At 55.0% G+C, this 18,448-nt stretch carries 19 protein-coding genes; 17 read left to right on the plus strand and 2 right to left on the minus strand.

Features of this window, described 5'->3' with window-relative positions:
* The first annotated feature begins 147 nt into the window (after positions 1–147).
* From JAO79_RS07745 to flhB, 8 genes are read left to right on the plus strand one after another with little or no spacing between them, the layout of a single operon-like run.
* On the plus strand, positions 148–648 hold the full coding sequence (locus JAO79_RS07745; protein WP_199006689.1) for a flagellar basal body-associated FliL family protein: 501 nt from the start codon (positions 148–150) through the stop codon (positions 646–648).
* 24 nt (positions 649–672) lie between these two features.
* Positions 673–1,671 (plus strand): flagellar motor switch protein FliM, encoded by a 999-nt coding sequence (fliM, locus tag JAO79_RS07750; RefSeq protein WP_199006690.1) that lies wholly within the window; start codon positions 673–675, stop codon positions 1,669–1,671.
* Positions 1,664–2,170, plus strand: a complete 507-nt coding sequence (gene fliN / locus JAO79_RS07755) for a flagellar motor switch protein FliN (protein ID WP_199006692.1) — start codon at positions 1,664–1,666, stop codon at positions 2,168–2,170. The genes fliM and fliN overlap by 8 nt, the downstream gene beginning before the upstream one ends.
* A gap of 43 nt (positions 2,171–2,213) precedes the next feature.
* Complete coding sequence (gene fliO / locus JAO79_RS07760; protein WP_199007135.1) at positions 2,214–2,618, plus strand: flagellar biosynthetic protein FliO; 405 nt, start codon at positions 2,214–2,216, stop codon at positions 2,616–2,618.
* Positions 2,619–2,622: 4 nt separating this feature from the next.
* Positions 2,623–3,384, plus strand: a complete 762-nt coding sequence (gene fliP / locus JAO79_RS07765; RefSeq protein ID WP_199006693.1) for a flagellar type III secretion system pore protein FliP — start codon at positions 2,623–2,625, stop codon at positions 3,382–3,384.
* Between the two features lie 10 nt (positions 3,385–3,394).
* Positions 3,395–3,664, plus strand: a complete 270-nt coding sequence (gene fliQ, locus JAO79_RS07770; RefSeq protein WP_114333343.1) for a flagellar biosynthesis protein FliQ — start codon at positions 3,395–3,397, stop codon at positions 3,662–3,664.
* Positions 3,665–3,667: 3 nt separating this feature from the next.
* A complete protein-coding gene (fliR, locus tag JAO79_RS07775) occupies positions 3,668–4,450 on the plus strand; it encodes a flagellar biosynthetic protein FliR (RefSeq protein WP_199006694.1) in 783 nt (260 codons plus the stop codon).
* A 2-nt stretch (positions 4,451–4,452) separates the two neighbouring features.
* Positions 4,453–5,589, plus strand: coding sequence for a flagellar biosynthesis protein FlhB (gene flhB / locus JAO79_RS07780; protein WP_199006695.1), 1,137 nt, complete (start codon positions 4,453–4,455; stop codon positions 5,587–5,589).
* A gap of 179 nt (positions 5,590–5,768) precedes the next feature.
* Here flhB and JAO79_RS07785 read toward each other — a convergent pair whose 3' ends face one another.
* Together JAO79_RS07785 and upp are read right to left on the minus strand one after the other, a co-directional pair.
* The gene (locus JAO79_RS07785; RefSeq protein WP_199006697.1) at positions 5,769–7,025 is read right to left on the minus strand and encodes a uracil-xanthine permease family protein; all 1,257 of its coding nucleotides are present in this window, start codon (positions 7,023–7,025) and stop codon (positions 5,769–5,771) included.
* Positions 7,026–7,027: 2 nt separating this feature from the next.
* Positions 7,028–7,666, minus strand: coding sequence for a uracil phosphoribosyltransferase (upp, locus tag JAO79_RS07790; protein WP_199006698.1), 639 nt, complete (start codon positions 7,664–7,666; stop codon positions 7,028–7,030).
* 235 nt (positions 7,667–7,901) lie between these two features.
* Here upp and flhA point away from each other — a divergent pair, with 235 nt between their 5' ends.
* From flhA to JAO79_RS07835, 9 genes are all read left to right on the plus strand, one after another.
* Complete coding sequence (flhA, locus tag JAO79_RS07795) at positions 7,902–10,073, plus strand: flagellar biosynthesis protein FlhA (RefSeq protein WP_199006700.1); 2,172 nt, start codon at positions 7,902–7,904, stop codon at positions 10,071–10,073.
* Between the two features lie 57 nt (positions 10,074–10,130).
* Positions 10,131–11,468, plus strand: a complete 1,338-nt coding sequence (gene flhF, locus JAO79_RS07800) for a flagellar biosynthesis protein FlhF (RefSeq protein WP_199006702.1) — start codon at positions 10,131–10,133, stop codon at positions 11,466–11,468.
* 62 nt (positions 11,469–11,530) lie between these two features.
* Positions 11,531–12,343 carry a MinD/ParA family protein gene (locus tag JAO79_RS07805; protein ID WP_199006703.1) on the plus strand — a complete coding sequence of 271 codons (813 nt, stop codon included), beginning with the start codon at positions 11,531–11,533 and terminating at the stop codon, positions 12,341–12,343.
* A gap of 30 nt (positions 12,344–12,373) precedes the next feature.
* Positions 12,374–13,117, plus strand: coding sequence for an RNA polymerase sigma factor FliA (locus tag JAO79_RS07810; RefSeq protein ID WP_199006704.1), 744 nt, complete (start codon positions 12,374–12,376; stop codon positions 13,115–13,117).
* Positions 13,118–13,205: 88 nt separating this feature from the next.
* Positions 13,206–13,589 (plus strand): chemotaxis response regulator CheY, encoded by a 384-nt coding sequence (gene cheY / locus JAO79_RS07815; RefSeq protein ID WP_199006705.1) that lies wholly within the window; start codon positions 13,206–13,208, stop codon positions 13,587–13,589.
* Between the two features lie 20 nt (positions 13,590–13,609).
* Complete coding sequence (locus JAO79_RS07820) at positions 13,610–14,395, plus strand: protein phosphatase CheZ (RefSeq protein ID WP_199006707.1); 786 nt, start codon at positions 13,610–13,612, stop codon at positions 14,393–14,395.
* A gap of 19 nt (positions 14,396–14,414) precedes the next feature.
* Entirely contained in the window at positions 14,415–16,517 is a 2,103-nt protein-coding gene (locus tag JAO79_RS07825) for a chemotaxis protein CheA (protein ID WP_199006709.1), read from the plus strand.
* Positions 16,518–16,540: 23 nt separating this feature from the next.
* Positions 16,541–17,686, plus strand: coding sequence for a protein-glutamate methylesterase/protein-glutamine glutaminase (locus JAO79_RS07830; RefSeq protein ID WP_199006711.1), 1,146 nt, complete (start codon positions 16,541–16,543; stop codon positions 17,684–17,686).
* Positions 17,686–18,423: a flagellar motor protein gene (locus tag JAO79_RS07835; protein WP_199006713.1), complete on the plus strand. Its 738-nt coding sequence runs from the start codon at positions 17,686–17,688 to the stop codon at positions 18,421–18,423. Before JAO79_RS07830 ends, JAO79_RS07835 begins: the two co-directional genes overlap by 1 nt.
* The last annotated feature ends 25 nt before the right edge of the window (positions 18,424–18,448 follow it).

Below are 18,448 nucleotides of genomic sequence, written 5' to 3' on the forward strand. Positions count from 1 at the left end.
TCAAAACGTTTTTGCCCATCCCTTTCGGCAGCGCTAAACTGCTGGTTTAAATAGGGAGAGGGGTGTGTTTGGCCCACCCCTTGCATTGTTCTTGCTAAACGCGCTCTGAACACCTCAGAGTGACGATAATCTGACAAAGCGGACATCATGGCAGAAAACAATACGGCACCAGCGCCCGAGAAGAAGGGCAAATTGAAGCTAATTCTTACCGTGGTAGTGATTACGCTGTTGGCTATCGGGCTGTCGGTTGCCGGAACGCTTTGGTTCCTGAAAGGCGACTCGGACACTCTGGCCGACGAAAACCCGTCAGAGCCGGCCACGCCCGAGTTTCAGCCCAGTATCTACAGCGATATTCAGAAGCCTTTAAGAACCACAGTGCAAGCCCAGGGAAGGCAGCGTTATGCACAAATCTATTTGTCGTTCGAGGCAAAAGATTCTGCGGCCCTCGCAGGCGCTGAAAAGCACATGCCGTTAATTCTGAATCAGTTGAACATGCTGTTGGGTAGCACTGAGTTTGCTGAGTTGCAGACACCTGAAGGCCGGATGGCTCTGTCTCAGAAAATGCTGGAAGCAGTCAACGAAATACTGGAACAAGAGGGAGAACCAGCGATTGCTGGGGTATTGTTCCGGAACTTTGTGGTGCAGTAAACCACAGTCAGGGCAGGACCAGATATGCAGGATTTACTATCACAGGAAGAAATCGATGCGCTCCTCCACGGTGTGGATGACGGCGATATCGATACCTATGATGAGAGCGACGACACGGGCGTAAAAAATTACGACCTTGCCAGTCAGGATCGAATTGTCCGTGGCCGCATGCCAACGCTCGAGATGATCAACGAGCGTTTTGCCCGCTACACCCGAATCAGTCTGTTCAATTTGTTGCGCCGTAATGCGGATGTCTCGACGGGCGGGGTCCAGATCATGAAGTTCGGTGAGTACGTTCATACGCTTTACGTGCCGACCAGTCTGAACCTGTGTAAAGTCCGCCCACTTCGCGGAACCTCACTGTTTGTCCTGGATGCCAAGCTGGTGTTCAAGCTGGTCGATAACTTTTTTGGCGGTGAGGGGCGTCACGCAAAAATTGAAGGGCGCGAATTTACTCCGACTGAAAACCGGATCGTGCAAATGGTGCTGGATCAGGTTTTCAAAGATATGAAAGAAGCCTGGCAAGCCGTTCTGAATATCGATTTCGACTATCTGAGTTCAGAAGTTAATCCCGCGATGGCCAACATTGTCAGCCCGAGTGAGGTGGTGGTTGTCAGCACCTTCCACATTGAACTGGACGGTGGCGGAGGCGAGCTTCATCTCGCGATGCCCTATGCCATGATTGAGCCCATTCGCGAGGTGCTCGATGCCGGGGTCCAGAGCGATATTGATGATGTGGATGAGCGCTGGGTTAACGCCCTACAGGAAGATATCAAAGATATCAGCGTGCCGATCAATACCACAGTTTGCCAGCGCAGGATTTCGCTGCGGGATATTGCCAAGCTGAAAGCGGGTGATGTCATCCCCGTCGAGATTGCAGACCATCTCACGGTAACGGCCAATGGCGTTCCGGTGTACAAGGCCACAATGGGCACCCGTGATGGCAAACTGGCGCTACGGATTCATGAAAGGGCACCATTGCCCAAGGTGAAGAAACAACTGAAGGTGGGACGCAATGGCTGACGACGACAAAAAAGACGATAACGAGCTGACAGAAGACGAAAAGCTGGCAGCCGAATGGGAAGCGGCTATGGGAGAGTCTGGCGATGCAAACGCCGAGGCGGCTACCGAGGATGCCTGGGCCGAGGCGATGGCTGAAGCCGAGGGCGGAAAAGCGGAAGAGTCTCCTGAGCAGCAGGTTCGCACCGCGCCTATGGAAGAGTTTTCGGAGGACAGCGGTTCGTCAGGAGGCGCGGGTGCGCCCGATATGGATGTTATTCTCGATATCCCTGTCACCATCTCCATGGAAGTCGGCAACACTCAGATTCCGATCCGAAACCTGTTACAGCTGAACCAGGGCTCTGTCATTGAACTGGATCGTTTGGCTGGTGAGCCGTTGGATGTTCTGGTTAACGGCACTCTGATAGCGCATGGCGAAGTGGTCATGGTAAACGAGAAGTTCGGTATCCGGCTGACCGACGTGATCAGCCCGGGCGAGCGCATCAAACGGTTGCAGAAATAACGTGCGGTATTGGTTACGTTGGCTGACGCTTGGCCTGCCCAGTATGCCGGCGATTGCCCAGGAGGCTGCTGAGCCGGCTCAGGAAGTTGCCCGAAACACGCCAGACACGGTTGGCATGATCGTTAGCCTGGGGCTCGGGTTAGTTGCCGTTATCGCTGTCATCTATGGCTGTGCCTGGTTGATTCGACGCATGACCGGCATGGCGGGTATGAACAACAACGCCATTCGCGTGGTTTCCGTTCTCGCTATTGGCACTCGTGAGCGTATCGCTCTGGTAGAAGTCGGTGGCCAGCAGATCCTGCTGGGCATCACGCCGGGTAGCATTCGAACGCTCAAGGTGTTTGAGGAACCCGTAGTGGATGCCAGTAACACCGGCACCAGCGACTTTGCCCGTAAGCTGCAGGGCTTGATCGGGAAATCCTGGACTGCTCCCGAGGCTAAAGAGTAACGCTATGGTGAATGCCGCTTTTCGATTTTTTCTGCCTTGTTTGACCGTTTTGGCGGGCTTGTTTCTGCCGGCGGTGGCCTCGGCAGATCTGCCGGGAATTCCTGCGTTTTCCATGCAGCCCGGTGAGGACGGAGCGCAAGAGTATTCGGTAACCCTGCAAATCCTCGCGCTGATGACGGCGCTGACCTTCCTGCCTGCGATGTTGATGATGATGACATCGTTCACGCGCATCATCGTGGTGTTCGCAATTCTGAGGCAGGCACTGGGGCTGCAGGCCACGCCTTCAAATCAGATTTTATTGGGGCTGGCTCTGTTTCTCAGTATTTTTATCATGAAGCCGGTTCTGGAAGAGGCCAACAGGGTAGGGTTGCAACCCTATCTGCAGGAGGAAGTTACGTCACTGGAGGCCGTGGAGCTGGCCAGTGAGCCGTTCCGGAAATTCATGCTGGAACAAACCCGGGAATCGGATTTGGCGCTGTTTATGCGTCTGGCGGAGGTTGAATACGAAACTCCGGAAGATGTGTCGTTCTGGGTTTTGATGCCAGCGTTCGTCACCAGTGAACTGAAAACGGCCTTTCAGATCGGGTTTATTCTGTTTATACCGTTTTTGATTCTCGACATGGTGGTCGCCAGTGTTTTGATGGCTATGGGTATGATGATGCTTTCGCCTATCATCATATCGTTGCCGTTCAAGATTATGCTCTTCGTTCTGGTCGATGGCTGGGCGCTGATTATGGGTACCCTTGCCGCCAGTTACGGGATATAGGAGGCACGACATGACGCCTGAAACCGCGATTGATATTGTCCGCGAAGCGCTCTGGATGATTGTACTGTTCGCCGGCGTCATCATTGGCCCCGGCCTGGTGATTGGTTTGGTGGTCAGTACCTTTCAGGCCGCCACCCAGATCAACGAACAAACACTGAGCTTCCTGCCACGGCTTTTGGTTACCCTGATCGTGATCATTGCGGCGGGGCCCTGGATGCTGACCACTTTGCTGGACCATGCCCGCGGGCTCATTTCCAGTATTCCTTACCTGATCGGCTAACGGATGTTTCCGGCGGAGTTCAGTGCAGACCTGTTGGGGCAGTGGGTAGGCCAGCACCTTTGGCCGCTGTTCCGCCTTGCCAGTTTCTTAATGGTTATTCCTATCTTTGGTACTCAGCTGGTGCCTGCGCGAGTGCGCCTCGGGCTGGCTTTGCTGATGACCATTCTGATTGTTCCGATGATTCCTGAAGTGCCCAAGGTTGAAGCTCTGAGTGCCGATGCAGTGGTGATCACGCTTCAGCAAATCCTCATCGGCGTAGGTTTGGGGTTTGCGTTGACCGCATTGTGGCAGTTGTTCGTGATTGCTGGCCAGATGATTGCCATGCAGATGGGCTTGGGCTTTGCCTCGATGGTGGACCCGGCCAACGGCGTGAATGTGCCGGTACTGGCACAGATTTATACGATTACCATCACCTTGCTGTTTTTGCTGATGAACGGTCATCTGGTGGCGTTTGAGATCTTTATCGAAAGTTTTCACACCATGCCGATTGGCATGGACGGCTTGGGCCAAAGCGGTGTGTGGGAATTGGCGCACCGAATCAGCTGGATGTTCGCGTCGGCTATGTTGTTGGCTCTGCCGGCGGTAACGGCGGTGCTGATTGTGAATATTTCGTTTGGTGTGATGACGCGGGCTGCTCCGCAGATGAACATTTTTGCGCTGGGTTTCCCGATTGGATTGATTTTTGGTTTGTTCGCCATTTGGGTGTTGCACGGGAATTTTCTGCCACACTTTGACCAGTACACCCGTGAGACGTTCGATTTCATGCGTCAATTGCAGGGGCGTTAGTCATGGCTGAAGAGAACGACAACAGTCAGGAGAAAACCGAAGAACCCACCCCCCGAAGACTCGAGAAGGCCAGGGAGGACGGGCAGACGGCTCGTTCGAAGGAATTGGCCACCATGGCGGTGTTGCTGGCCGGTGCGGGTGGTTTGCTGATGTTTGGTACGCAGCTGGCGATTACGTTTGAGGGCATCATGCGCGATGCCTTTGTGATCGAGCGAGCGTCGATTTTTGATACCCGCCATATGAGCGTGCAGTTGATTGTCTCGGCCAAAGAGGCCGCTTACGCATTGTCTCCCATTCTGATTCTTTTGCTGATTGCTGCCATTGCCGGTTCTATTGGCATCGGCGGCCTCCTGTTCAGTGCCAAAGCCATTGCTCCGAAAGCCAATCGGATGGATCCGATCAAGGGGTTGGGGCGGATGTTTTCGATGCGTTCGCTGATTGAGTTGGTGAAGGCCATTGCCAAGGTGGGGTTGGTCTTGGCAATCGCTATCCTGATTTTGAATCTGCGCACGGATGATTTGTTGAGCATTGCGGAGGAGCCGGTGGTGCCGGCGATGGAGCATGTGCTGTGGACCTTGGGCTGGAGTTTTCTGGTGTTGTCTTGCGCCACGATTATTATTGCGATGATCGATGTGCCGTTTCAGATTTATGATCACCAGAAGAAGCTTCGGATGACGAAGCAAGAGGTGAAGGACGAGTACAAGGATTCAGAAGGTAAGCCGGAGGTTAAGGGTAAGATTCGTCAGCTTCAGCGGGAAATGGCGCAGCGGCGGATGATGCAGGATGTGCCGACGGCGGATGTGGTGATTACGAACCCGACGCATTATGCGGTGGCGTTAAAGTATGATCAGGATTCGATGGGTGCGCCAGTGGTGGTGGCCAAGGGTGCCGATGAGGTGGCGTTCAAGATTATGGAGGTGGCCCGGGAGTATAAGGTGGAGGTGTTGCGTACGCCGCCTTTGACTCGGGCGGTTTATCATAATTCGGAGATTGGTGAGGAGATTCCTGACGGGCTGTATATGGCGATTGCTCAGGTGTTGGCGTATGTGTTTCAGTTGCGGCAGTTCCGGAAGGGGCATGGGCCTAAGCCTGGGATGCCGGACTTTCCTATTCCGCCGGAGATGCGGCGCGATCTTTGATTTGGTTTGGGAGAGGCTGCCAAAGGTAGCCTGAAAGTGCTGGTGCACAATGGGTGCAAGAGGGCTTTCCAAAAACCGCTACAAGCACATCCCTGTGCGCTTCTCTCCGGCCATCCATGGCCTACGAAATTTTTGGAAAGCCCTCTCACACCCATTGAATCGGGCATGGGAGGGATCGCTTACTCTGCGCTGCCTTCCTGTATCCGCGCACCCCAGGCTTCTTTCTCGCCGGGCAGTACCAGGTTCAAGACAATCGCGACCACTGCGCACAGTGCAATGCCTTCCAGTGTTCCCAGCACCATGTTTCCGATACCGAAGACCAGTGTCACACCCACGATAACCAGGTTACGGGATTGGGACAGGTCTACTTGGTGACGAATCAGGGTGTTCAGGCCGACTACAGCGATGGAGCCAAACAGCAGGCACAGGATGCCGCCCATGACGGGGACCGGGATGGTTTGCAGGGCAGCGCCGAATTTGCCGACGAAGGCCAGTACGATGGCTGTAGCGGCGGCCCACCACATCACTTTCGGGTTGAAGTTGCGGGTGAGCATGACGGCACCGGTCACTTCGGAGTAGGTGGTGTTTGGTGGTCCGCCCAGCATGGAGGCGGCGCTGGTGGCCAGGCCGTCGCCGAGCAGGGTGCGGTGCAGGCCGGGTTTTTCGAGGTAGTTTTTGCGGGTAACGTTTCCGATGGCCAGTACGTCGCCAATGTGTTCAATCGCAGGGGCGATGGCAACCGGGATCATGAAGACGATAGCGCTCCAGCTGAAGGCGGGGGCGACGAAGTTCGGTACGGCGAACCACGCGGCTTGCTGGATGGCCGTGGTGTCTACGATGCCGGCGAAGGCGGACAGGATATAGCCCACAACAATGCCGATCATGATCGGGATCAGGCGGAAGATGCCTTTGGCCCAAACGGTCATGATGATAGTCACCAGCAGTGAGATCATTGCGATCACCAGTGCGGTGTCTTCCGGCACGAGTTGGGTGCTGCCATCACCGGTGCGGCCCGAGGCCATGTGCACGGCAACCGGAGCCAGTCCCAAACCGATGGTCATGATGACCGGTGCGATCACAACGGGTGGCAGTAAGCGGGTGATGAAGCCGTTTCCACGCAGCCGGATGACGCCGGAAAGAATGATGTACAGGATACCCGCTGCCATCAGGCCGCCCAGGGTTTCTTGCAGGCCGAACTGGCTTTTGGCGGCCATGATCGGTGCAATGAAGGCGAAGGACGAGGCCAGGAAGATGGGGATCTGGCCACCGGTGACAACGTGAAAGATCAGGGTGCCGATGCCCGCTGTAAACAGCGCAACGTTGGGATCGAGCCCCGTGATCAGTGGCATCAGTACCAGTGCGCCGAAGGCGACCAGTAGCATTTGCGATCCGGCTATGGCCTGTTTCCAGGTTGAGTCAGTCGTGATGTCCTGCATCCTTAAACATCCTTCTGCTTGGTGCCGAAGATCTTGTCTCCCGCATCGCCGAGGCCCGGCAGGATGTAGCCTTTTTCGTTCAGGCAGTCATCAACAGAGGCGGTGTAGATGGAAACGTCCGGGTGTTTCTCCAGCACCTTCTCTATACCTTCCGGTGCCGCAACCAGAACCAGCGCCCGGATTTCGGTGCTGCCCGCTTGTTTGAGCAGGTCGATGGTGGAAATCATGGAACCGCCGGTGGCCAGCATGGGGTCGATGATCAGTGCGGTACGCTGGTCCAGTTCCCCGACCAGTTTTTCCAGATAGGTTTCTGCTTCGAAAGTTTCTTCGTTACGGATCTGACCGACCACGCTGACTCGTGCAACAGGAATCAGGCTGAGTACACCATCCAGCATGCCCAAGCCTGCTCTCAAGATGGGGACAATGGTGATTTTTTTGCCGTGTATTTGTTCTACCGTTACCGGCCCGGCCCAGCCGTCAATGGTCTCTTCTTGCAGGGTGAAATCTTTTGTCGCTTCGTAGGTCAGTAGTGCGCCAACTTCTTGAGCCAGTTCACGAAAATTTTTGGTGCTGATGTCTGAGCGGCGCATTAGGCCGAGCTTGTGTTGGATCAGTGGGTGCTTCACTTCGTGGATAGGCATCGGGGTCACCTGTGGGTTCGGATTTTCTGGCTTGGTTTTTGATCAGTCAAACGGCGAAAGGATACCGTATCCAGGCGCTCACGTCAGGCGATCTGTTAGCGAGAAATCATAAAATTTATAGGGGATGGTACAGATCTTGCGAAGCAGTCTGTATGAAGGGGTGCCGCGTCAGATTTCCGACCTGGTAATGACCCCGAATGGCCTCAAAGTACAGTGATCCGGAGATGCAGGCAGTATGGACAGAGCGTTCGTTCTGAATAACGTCAAAACTCTGACGCGAGGAAGCCTCGGTGTCCCCCTGATGCTGATGGGTTTGTTGGGCATGATGATTCTGCCCATGCCTGCATTTCTGCTCGATGTGTTTTTTACCTTCAACATCACGTTGTCGATCGTGATTCTGCTGGTGTGTGTGTATGCGCTTCGGCCGATGGAATTCGCGGCGTTTCCGACCGTGTTGCTGGTAGCCACCCTGCTGCGTCTTGGCTTGAATGTCGCGTCTACCCGGATTGTTCTGCTCAATGGTCACGAAGGCGGTGATGCTGCCGGTAAGGTGATCGAATCGTTCGGGGAAGTGTTGATTGGCGGCAACTATGCTGTTGGTCTGGTGGTGTTCGCGATTTTGATGATCATTAACTTTCTGGTCGTCACAAAGGGTGCGGGGCGTGTCTCCGAAGTCAGCGCACGTTTTACCCTGGATGCCATGCCCGGTAAGCAAATGGCCATCGATGCAGACCTCAACGCCGGCCTGGTGAACCAGGAGGAGGCCAAGGCCCGGCGTTTAGAGATCGCCCAGGAAGCCGATTTCTATGGCTCCATGGATGGTGCGTCCAAGTTCGTCAAAGGCGACGCGGTCGCCGGTCTTTTGATTCTGGCCATTAACATCGTTGGTGGTGTCGCCATTGGTATGGTTCAGCACGGCCTGGATTTTACGCTTGCAATGGAGCGATACGCACTGCTGACCATCGGTGACGGTCTGGTCGCTCAGATTCCTTCCCTGCTGCTGTCAACGGCGGCCGCCATCATGGTGACTCGAGTGACGTCCAGCCAGGATATGGGTGGGCAGATTATCCAGCAGATGTTCAGTGCGCCCAAAGCACTCGGTATTGCCGCCGGTATTCTGATCTTGTTGGGTCTGATTCCGGGAATGCCTCACGTGGCTTTCCTGGGGCTCGGGGCTTTGGCTGCGGCGGCGGCTTGGTTTGTTTGGAAAAACCAAAGTCAGACTGTTGAAGAAGAGGGTGTGTTTGCCGGGCGTGGTGGAGCGCCCGGAGCCGTGCCGCGCCAGGGCGGCGAGGTGATTCCGGATCGAGGCGGTGACGGGCAGGCTCTGCCGCCGCCCGGCGAAACCAGAGAGCTAGGCTGGGACGACGTTGCCACTGTCGATATCGTCGGGTTGGAAGTCGGCTATCGGCTGATTCCGTTAGTGGATAAGTCGCAGGGCGGTCAGTTGCTGAGCCGCATAAAGGGTGTGCGGAAGAAGCTTTCGCAGGATCTGGGGTTCCTGATGCCGTCTGTTCACATCCGGGATAATCTCGATCTGATGCCGAATGTGTATCGCATCACCCTGATGGGTGTGACCATTGCGGAAGCGGAGATTCATCCGGAGCGGGAGTTGGCCATTGATCCGGGACAGGTGTTCGGGAAAGTCGAAGGCATTGCGGGGAAAGACCCGGCCTTCGGTTTGGATGCAATCTGGATTGAGCCGGAGCAGAAGGACCAGGCTCAGACCCTGGGCTACACAGTGGTTGATGCCAGTACAGTGGTGGCCACGCATCTGAATCAGATTCTTCAGAAGCACGCCCATGAGCTGATCGGCCACGACGAAGCGCAGAAGTGGTTGGATCAACTGGAAAAGATTTCGCCCAAGCTGGCGGAAGAGTTGGTGCCTACCACCATTTCCATCAGCATTCTGCTCAAGGTGCTTCAGAACCTGCTGAAAGAAGAGGTGCCGGTTCGGGATATGCGTTCGATCGCCGAGGCCATTGTAAACGTACATCCGAAGAGTCAGGACCCGAAACTGCTTACCACGCTCGCCCGTCAGTCGCTGCGCAGAATGATCGTGCAAAGCATTTGTGGCAACGATGCCGAAATTCCGGTGATTACTTTGGATCCTGACCTGGAACAGATGTTGCTTAAGTCTGTTCAGCAGAGTCAACAATCCGGCGGACAGGATGATATTGGCATGGTGCTAGAGCCGAACATGGTGGAGAAGCTGCAGCGTTCATTGCAAGACAGCGTGCAGCGCCAGGAAATGTTGGGCAAACCAGCCATTCTGTTGGTCTCCGGGCCGTTGCGGCCTGGGCTGGCGAAGTTTGCCAGCTATGGGGTAGAGCGCTTGCACGTGCTCTCGTACCAAGAGATTCCGGACAACAAACAGATCACGATCGTTGCGTCGGTCGGCCAGTAAAGGTCGCTATCGCAGCGCAGTCAGCTGAGTTCAGCTCGACGGCAGAGGATGGAAGTTATGAAAGTTAAACGGTTTTTTGCGCAATCCATGGCCGAGGCCCTCAAGCAGGTCAGTCATGAAATGGGGCCGGATGCCGTAATTTTATCCAATCGCCGCGTTGATGGGGGTGTCGAAATTGTGACGGCCCTGGATTATGACGAAAACATGGCACGTCAAAGCCTGGGCGAAAAGGCGGTGGAAGCGACCAATGGTTCCCGTTTGGCTGAGATGCAGGCCGACCAGCATCGGCGCCTGGAAGATGAGCTGAGCCGAACTCGCAACCGAATTCAAGAAGTTCGGGAAAAGCGGGCCACCGCCGGAGCGCAGTATGCACCGGTATCGCTGAATGGTAATGGGTACGCTGAGCCGGAGGTAGCCGAAGGCTGGTTTGAAGGTCAAAAATCTGACTCTTCGGGCCTTGATCATTCAAAGGGCTATTCGGACGAGCTGGCCGCGATGAAAGCCGAGATCAGCTCGCTGCGAGAGCTTATGGGGGCCCAGGCCGCTCCTGCGACGAATAAAGGTGCGGCTGCCGAGGGTGGTGCAAAGAACCCGGTGCAGCAGTTGTTAAGTGAGCGATTGCAGGAATTTGGATTGGGGGCTGAGTTGGCAACTTCCGTTGCCCGGCAGCACCGAAACGGCCGGTTGGAAGATGGCTGGAAAACGGCGCTGAAAATGGTCACCACTGGCATTCGAACCGGTAAGGAAGATTGGTTGGACACTGGCGGAGTTTACGCGCTGGTTGGCCCGACCGGCTCCGGAAAAACAACCACCATTGGTAAATTGGCCGCCCGTTACGTATTGGAGCACGGAGCAGACAGTCTGGCACTGGTAACCACAGACCGTTTTCGGGTTGCCGCGCATGAGCAGTTGTTTGTGTTCGGGCGTATTCTGAACGTGCCGGTTCGAGTGGTTGATGAAAGCCATTCGCTGGACGACATTCTGGACGAGCTTTCCGACCGGCATCTTGTGCTGATCGACACCGCCGGACTGACCAGTGCTGATCGGGGTTATCAGGAGCAGCTGGCAGAGCTTGTTCGCAGCGATCACAATATTCATACACATTTGGTGGTGTCTGCGACCAGCCAGCCGCGTATCATGAAATCCGTTTGGCATTGCTATAAGATGGCAAATCTTGTCGGCTGCATCGTGACCAAGATTGACGAAGCGCTTACCTTGGGCGAATCTCTGGGGTTTGTGATGGAAACCGGCCTTCCGGTGGCATGGTATACCGATGGTCAGAAAATACCGGAAGACCTGCATCGGGCAGAGGCGGCCCCCTTGGTTCGCATGGGCGTTGAGCGCCTGCAAGCGATGCAGCATTCGCAGGCCGCTGCTGAAGGTGCTTTGGCGTAGTCACCATAAACAGCCACTGGCATAGAGCCCGTTAACGACGCAGTTAAGAGACAATAAACAGTATGAGCAAACCACATCCGGTTCAGGTGATTGCGGTATCCGGCGGTAAAGGCGGTGTCGGAAAGAGCAATGTGTCAGTCAATCTGGCGATCGCGTTGGCAGAAAAGGGCCGCCGCGTTGTCGTGCTTGATGCTGACTTGGGGTTGGGTAATCTGGATGTGCTGCTGGGCGTGACGGCCAATAAAAATTTGCACGATGTGCTTAGCGGCGAGTGTGACCTGAAAGATGTGCTTGTGGATGGCCCCGGTGGCATCAAAATCGTACCGGCGTCATCCGGTACCCAGCGAATGACGCAGCTCAGCCCCATGGAACATGCGGGCCTGATCAATGCGTTCAGTGAGTTGGGTGACCAGATTGACGTTCTGATTGTAGACACAGCCGCAGGCATTTCTGAATCTGTCGTGAGCTTCCTTCGTGCTGCGCAAGAATTGTTGCTGGTGGTGTGCGATGAGCCAACCTCGATAACGGATGTGTATGCGCTGATCAAATTGATGAATCGTGACTACGGAACAGATCGCTTTCGGGTGCTCGCCAACCAGGTGCGAAGTGAAGAAGAAGGTAAGCACTTGTTCGAGAAATTGACGCGAGTTACCGAACGATTTCTGGATGTGGCGTTACAATATGTGGGTATCGTGCCTTACGACGAAGCGGTCAAAAAAGCCGTTCAACGCCAGCGAGCTGTTCTGGAGGCATATCCCCGGGCAAAGGCATCTACGGCAGTGCGAGCATTGGCAGATAAAGTGGACAGTTGGCCGCTGCCATCTTCTCCGCGAGGTCATCTGGAATTTTTCGTGGAGCGGCTCGTCGAAGTCTGATCTGAATCCAGTCCAATAAAAGCCGGATACATGACATTGACGAAGAATCTGGGAATGTACCATCAGGCAGGCGCCTCCAACGCTTCGAATTTGATCGAGGTTCATGCGCCGCTGGTTAAAAAAATTGCCCTGCATTTGATGGCCCGTCTACCAGCATCGGTTCAACTAGAAGACCTGATGCAGGCTGGAATGATCGGTTTGCTTGAAGCGGCTCAGCGATATTCCGCCGGTAAGGGCGCAACTTTCGAAACCTATGCAGGTATCCGTATTCGCGGGGCGATGGTTGATGAAATCCGAAAGGGTGACTGGGTGCCGCGCTCCGTGCACCGCAATGCCCGCCGAATCTCCGCTGCAATCAAAACCGTTGAAGACCGAACCGGTCGTGAGGCTCAGGATGTCGAGGTGGCCGAAGAACTCGGTATTGAGTTATCGGAATACCATGCGTCGCTTGCCGATGCCAACAGTGGCAGGCTATTTAGCCTCGATGAGCTCAATGAAACCGGCGAGCTGCCGATAGAAGAGCAAGAGGCCAGTGATAATCCGCTGGATGGCATCTCTGCGGGTGCCTTTCAGCGCAGTTTGGCCGAAGCGATTGAAGCGCTTCCGGAAAAAGAAAAGTTAGTGTTGAGTTTGTATTACCAGGAAGAATTGAATCTTAAGGAGATAGGGGCTGTGCTTGGGGTCAGTGAAAGCCGGGTCAGCCAGATTCACAGCCAGGCGGCATTGCGTCTTCGAGGCCGACTATCGGATTGGCGAGAACACAGTGGCGAATAACTGGCCTGCGTCCTGAAACGAATATTGAACAGCCTGCCGGATATCAGCGGGCTGACCTACATCCGGGTGTTATTGACTGGAGGTCCCTTTGGACAAGAACATGAAAATACTCATTGTGGATGATTTCTCCACAATGCGCCGAATTATCAAAAACCTGTTGCGTGACCTGGGTTTCACTAATACAGAAGAAGCCGATGACGGGAACACCGCGCTGCCGATGCTCAAAAATGGGCACTTCGATTTTCTGGTGACTGACTGGAATATGCCCGGGATGTCCGGGTTTGATCTCCTGAAAGCTGTCCGTGCGGATGAAAATCTCAAGAACCTGCCGGTACTGATGGTCACCGCGGAAGCCAAACGGGACCAGATCGTGGCTGCGGCCCAGGCCGGGGTGAATGGTTACGTTGTTAAGCCGTTTACCGCTGCTGTGCTTAAAGAAAAAATCGAAAAGATTTTTGAACGTATTCAGTAACCAAAGGTCGGGTAGCTCCCATGAGTGACAGCAAACACACCCAACGGGGTCTCGATCCGGAGGTCACCCAAAAGCTGCAGGAGCAGACCTCTAGGCTGGTTGAGAGCGTCAACGGCGGTGATTTCGCACAGGCGATGACCATCATTAACGAGCTCAGCGAAGTTCGTGACCAGAGCCTGTATCAGGAAGTGGGGCGTTTGACCCGGAGTCTCCATGAGGCTATCCGGAATTTTCAGATAGACCCTCGAAATGCCGAGCAGAAAGAAGCGCTTTCAAAAATGTCGGATGCGTCGGACCGCTTAGCCTATGTGGTTCAAATGACCGGTCAGGCCGCGAACCGCACCATGGATCTGGTTGAAGAAAGCATGCCGGTAGCGCATGCCATCCGTGATGAGGCCGTGAGCCTTAAGGACGAATGGCAACGCTTGCGTCGTCGCGAAATCGAGCCTGCCGAATTCCGCGAACTGTATGCAAGGATCGATGCGTTCTTCGGAACCTTGGGCAACGATTCGGACAATTTGTATAAAAACCTCTCCGAGATTCTTCTGGCTCAAGATTTTCAGGACCTCACCGGCCAGGTGATTCAGAAGGTCACCGCGCTTGTTAAAGAGGTTGAGGAAAATCTGTTGGGCCTGGTGGTTATGGCCAGTCATGTTGATCAATTGACCGGCACGGTCCATCAAATTGAAGAAAAAGAAGAATCGGCCGAAAAAGGAGTAGGTCCACAAATCAAAGCCGCTGAGCGAGACGACGTTGTTTCGGGGCAGGACGGCGTTGACGACTTACTATCCAGTCTCGGTTTCTGAATGACAAAGAGGGTGACCCATGGCGTTTGATGCCGATGAAGAGATTCTGCAGGACTTCTTGATAGAAGCCGGCGAGATTCTCGAAAAGCTGTCGGAGCAGTTGGTTGATCTGGAACAGAATCCGGACGACAGCGATCTGCTGAACGCCATATTTCGCGGCTTCCATACAGTGAAGGGCGGAGCAGGGTTTCTGCAGCTGGAAGCTTTGGTGAACTGCTGTCACTCCGCAGAAAACGTGTTCGACATCCTGCGTAATCACAAACGCAGGGTGACCGCCGAGTTAATGGACGTTGTGCTTCAGGCCCTCGACAACGTCAACGCCATGTTTGAGGAAGTCCGCAATCGCCAGGAACCGACGCCTGCTCCGGCCAGTTTGATTGCGGCTATGGATGCCTTGGCGATCCCCGAATCAGAAGCGCCTGTGCCCCCAGCGGTTGCCCCCTCAACTCAGGATGCGAGTACTGACCCTGGGGATCAGGGTGACATTACCGACGAAGAATTCGAGCGGTTGCTCGATGCGCTAGCGGACGAAAAAGCCGGCGCGCCAGCACAACCTGAAACTTCCGAAAAGTCAGCTGAACCGCCATCGGATGTGGGTGGTGGCGATGACGAAATCACTGACGATGAGTTCGAGGCGTTACTGGATCAGCTCCACGGCAAAGGCAAGTTTGCTGCACTGGAACCTGCCCAAACGGAATCCCCGGCGTCTGAAGCCGCCGGTCAGTCAGCGGGTGGCGAAAGTTCAGACTTGATCACCGACGACGAATTTGAGCGGCTGCTGGATGAGCTCCATGGCAAAGGAGGCGGCCCCGGAGGGCAGCCGGCTCAGAGCGGGCATCAGCAACCAGAAACCGGCGCTCAGCCAGAGCGTGCTGTCGAAGCTGATGCCAAAGTGGAACCCAGCCCCGCCCCCGCACCTGCAGGCAAACCTTCTGCGCCGGCCAGAGAGAACGCTCCGGTAGGCGAAACCACCGTTCGGGTAGATACCAAACGCCTCGATGACATTATGAACATGGTGGGCGAGCTGGTATTGGTTCGAAATAGACTGCAGAGGCTGGGTTCGCAAAGTGAAGACGAGCACATGTATAAGGCAGTCGCCAATCTGGACGTGGTGACGACCGATTTGCAGGCGGCGGTGATGCAGACCCGTATGCAGCCCATCAAGAAAGTATTTGGCCGGTTTCCTCGGGTGGTAAGGGATCTTGCCCGCAACCTGAAAAAAGAGGTCAACCTTGTCATGCATGGTGAGGAAACGGATCTCGATAAAAACCTGGTAGAAGCGCTCGCTGATCCATTGGTGCACCTGGTCCGAAATTCGGTCGATCACGGTATTGAGAGTCCGGATGCCCGGGAAGATTCCGGCAAGCCCCGAGCAGGAACCGTCACTTTGTCGGCGCAACAGGAAGGTGACCACATATTGCTGTCAATTGCCGATGATGGCGGCGGCATGGATCCTGATGTGTTGCGCAGAAAGGCTGTCGAAAAAGGTCTATACGACCAGGATGCAGCCGACAGGTTGACCGATAACGAATGTTTTAACCTTATTTTTGCGGCCGGCTTCTCCACCAAAGAGCAGATTTCGGACGTGTCTGGCCGTGGTGTCGGCATGGACGTGGTCAAGAACCGGATTGCGCAGCTTAATGGCCAGATCTCGATCGAGTCAGAGTTGGGTAAGGGCACGAAAATTATTATCAAGGTGCCGCTCACGCTGGCCATCATGCCAACATTGATGATCATGCTCGGCGAGCAATCTTTCGCTCTGCCATTGGTCAACGTGGTGGAAATTTTCCATCTTGATCTGACCAAAACCAATATGGTCGATGGACGCGAATGCATTGTCGTGCGCGACAAAGTGTTTCCGTTGTTTCATATCAAGCGGTGGCTGGTTCACGGTGCCGAGGCCCACAGAGAAGTGGCCAATGCCCATGTAGTGATCGTGGCCATGGGCACGAAACAGGTTGGTTTCGTGGTTGATCAGTTGGTTGGTCAGGAAGAAGTGGTTATCAAACCCCTGGGGCGCGCGCTTCAGGGTACGCCGGGTATGGCCGGAGCAACCATTACGGGCGATGGTCGCATTGCCTTGATTATTGATGTGCCCAGTTTGCTTCAGCATTACGGTTGAATCCGGGCGTTTAGGAGAAAGGGATGACAGTTTCTGTTCTGGTCGTTGATGATTCAGGTTTCTTTCGAAAAAGATTGACGGAAATCCTGACGGCTTCGGGCCAGATAACCGTAGTTGGTGCCGCAACTAATGGTCGGGAAGGCGTTGAGCTGGCCCAGAAACTAAAGCCTGATGTGATCACCATGGACTATGAAATGCCGGTGATGGATGGCATTTCAGCGGTGCGTGAAATCATGGCACGGCAGGCAACCCCGGTTTTGATGTTTTCCTCGCTCACCTATGAGGGGGCCCGGGTTACACTCGATGCACTGGAAGCCGGCGCCGTAGATTTCCTGCCTAAGAATTTCGAAGAAATCGCCCGGGATACCAGCCAGCTGCAAAACGTATTGATTAACCGTGTGCTGGATATTGCCAAAAGCCAGCCGCGAGCTCGTGCAGCTATTGCGCCACGGAAGCCGACGACTGCAGCCCCGGTGCAACGTCAGGGGATTGCTCCCCGCACTGAGCGCTCTGCTCTGCGTACGATCACTAAGCCGGCGCGTCAAGAAGCCGTAACTGCAAACCCGACCCGGCGCAGCGCCAGTAAAGCGCCAGCCCGTCAATACAGCGTAGTGGGCATTGGCACGTCTACGGGCGGGCCGGTTGCTCTGCAGAAGGTTCTCAGCGTATTGCCGGCCAGCTTTCCCGCACCCATCGTTCTGGTGCAGCACATGCCGGCGAGCTTTACCCCTGCCTTCGCAGAACGTCTGAACAAGCTGTGCGAGATTGAAGTTCGTCAGGCGGAAGACGGCGATATGCTGCAGCCGGGGCTGGCGTTGCTTGCGCCGGGCGGCAAGCAGATGATGATCGAAAACCGTGGCGGAAGGGGGCGAGTGAGGATTTTGCCCGGTGACGAGCGGTTGAACTACAGACCCTGTGTCGATGTCACCTTTGGCTCTCTGGCCCGCAATTTTCCCGGTAAAACTTTGGGGATTATCCTCACCGGCATGGGAGCAGACGGCCGTGAAGGTTGCCGCATGATGAAACAAGCGGGCGCCGTGGTCTGGTCGCAGGACGAGGAATCATCGGTGATCTACGGTATGCCCATGGCCGTTGCCACAGCGGGGTTGTCTGATGAGGTATTGCCGCTTAACGACGTCGGCTTGCGACTGATTGAAGGCGTTAGCTAATGGATATCTTGAGCCTGCTGGGGATCATTCTTGCCTTTGTGGCCATTTTGGGGGGCAACCTGCTGGAAGGCGGCGCCGTCAGTTCGCTTTTTAATATGCCGGCAGCATTGATCGTTATAGGCGGTACCTTGGCCGCCACCATCTTGCAGACATCCTGGCCAACGTTAAAACGAGCTTTTGTTCAGGTGCATTGGGTGTTTATACCTCCATACATTTCTCTGGAGGATGGCATCGGGAAAGTTGTGGACTGGAGCGTGAAAGCCCGCAAACAAGGTTTGTTAGGGCTGGAAGGGCTGGCTGAACGCGAGCCGGAGAAGTTCGCCCGGAAAGGTCTCCAATTGTTGGTCGATGGTGCCGAGCCATCAACCATTCGAAACACCTTGGAAGTCGATCTGGAGTGCCGCGAAGAGCGGGATACCGAATCGGCCAAAGTGTACGAAGCTATGGGTGGCTATTCGCCAACGATCGGTATTATCGGGGCGGTAATGGGCCTGATACAGGTGATGACAAACCTGGAAGACCCTCAGTCTCTCGGGAGTGGTATCGCCACAGCATTTGTCGCCACTATCTATGGCGTGGCACTGGCTAATCTTCTGTTTTTCCCTATCGCACACAAACTCCGCGGTATTGTGAGAGAACGCACTCGCTACGAAGATATGATGATCGATGGCATCATCGCGATAGCCGAAGGAGAAAACCCTAAAACCATCGAACTGCGCCTCCGGGGCTTCCTCTAACCCGCGGAGATCAGGAGTCGGGTTG

Origin of the sequence: Marinobacter litoralis (assembly GCF_016427555.1) — a bacterium.
GTDB lineage: Bacteria > Pseudomonadota > Gammaproteobacteria > Pseudomonadales > Oleiphilaceae > Marinobacter > Marinobacter litoralis_A.

Coding starts and splice junctions, on each gene's coding strand:
- JAO79_RS07745 (WP_199006689.1), top strand. CDS start 148: ATGGCAGAAAACAATACGGCACCAGCGCCCGAGAAGAAGGGCAAATTG.
- fliM (WP_199006690.1), top strand. CDS start 673: ATGCAGGATTTACTATCACAGGAAGAAATCGATGCGCTCCTCCACGGT.
- fliN (WP_199006692.1), top strand. CDS start 1,664: ATGGCTGACGACGACAAAAAAGACGATAACGAGCTGACAGAAGACGAA.
- fliO (WP_199007135.1), top strand. CDS start 2,214: ATGCCGGCGATTGCCCAGGAGGCTGCTGAGCCGGCTCAGGAAGTTGCC.
- fliP (WP_199006693.1), top strand. CDS start 2,623: ATGGTGAATGCCGCTTTTCGATTTTTTCTGCCTTGTTTGACCGTTTTG.
- fliQ (WP_114333343.1), top strand. CDS start 3,395: ATGACGCCTGAAACCGCGATTGATATTGTCCGCGAAGCGCTCTGGATG.
- fliR (WP_199006694.1), top strand. CDS start 3,668: ATGTTTCCGGCGGAGTTCAGTGCAGACCTGTTGGGGCAGTGGGTAGGC.
- flhB (WP_199006695.1), top strand. CDS start 4,453: ATGGCTGAAGAGAACGACAACAGTCAGGAGAAAACCGAAGAACCCACC.
- JAO79_RS07785 (WP_199006697.1), bottom strand. CDS start 7,025: ATGCAGGACATCACGACTGACTCAACCTGGAAACAGGCCATAGCCGGA.
- upp (WP_199006698.1), bottom strand. CDS start 7,666: ATGCCTATCCACGAAGTGAAGCACCCACTGATCCAACACAAGCTCGGC.
- flhA (WP_199006700.1), top strand. CDS start 7,902: ATGGACAGAGCGTTCGTTCTGAATAACGTCAAAACTCTGACGCGAGGA.
- flhF (WP_199006702.1), top strand. CDS start 10,131: ATGAAAGTTAAACGGTTTTTTGCGCAATCCATGGCCGAGGCCCTCAAG.
- JAO79_RS07805 (WP_199006703.1), top strand. CDS start 11,531: ATGAGCAAACCACATCCGGTTCAGGTGATTGCGGTATCCGGCGGTAAA.
- JAO79_RS07810 (WP_199006704.1), top strand. CDS start 12,374: ATGACATTGACGAAGAATCTGGGAATGTACCATCAGGCAGGCGCCTCC.
- JAO79_RS07820 (WP_199006707.1), top strand. CDS start 13,610: ATGAGTGACAGCAAACACACCCAACGGGGTCTCGATCCGGAGGTCACC.
- JAO79_RS07825 (WP_199006709.1), top strand. CDS start 14,415: ATGGCGTTTGATGCCGATGAAGAGATTCTGCAGGACTTCTTGATAGAA.
- JAO79_RS07830 (WP_199006711.1), top strand. CDS start 16,541: ATGACAGTTTCTGTTCTGGTCGTTGATGATTCAGGTTTCTTTCGAAAA.
- JAO79_RS07835 (WP_199006713.1), top strand. CDS start 17,686: ATGGATATCTTGAGCCTGCTGGGGATCATTCTTGCCTTTGTGGCCATT.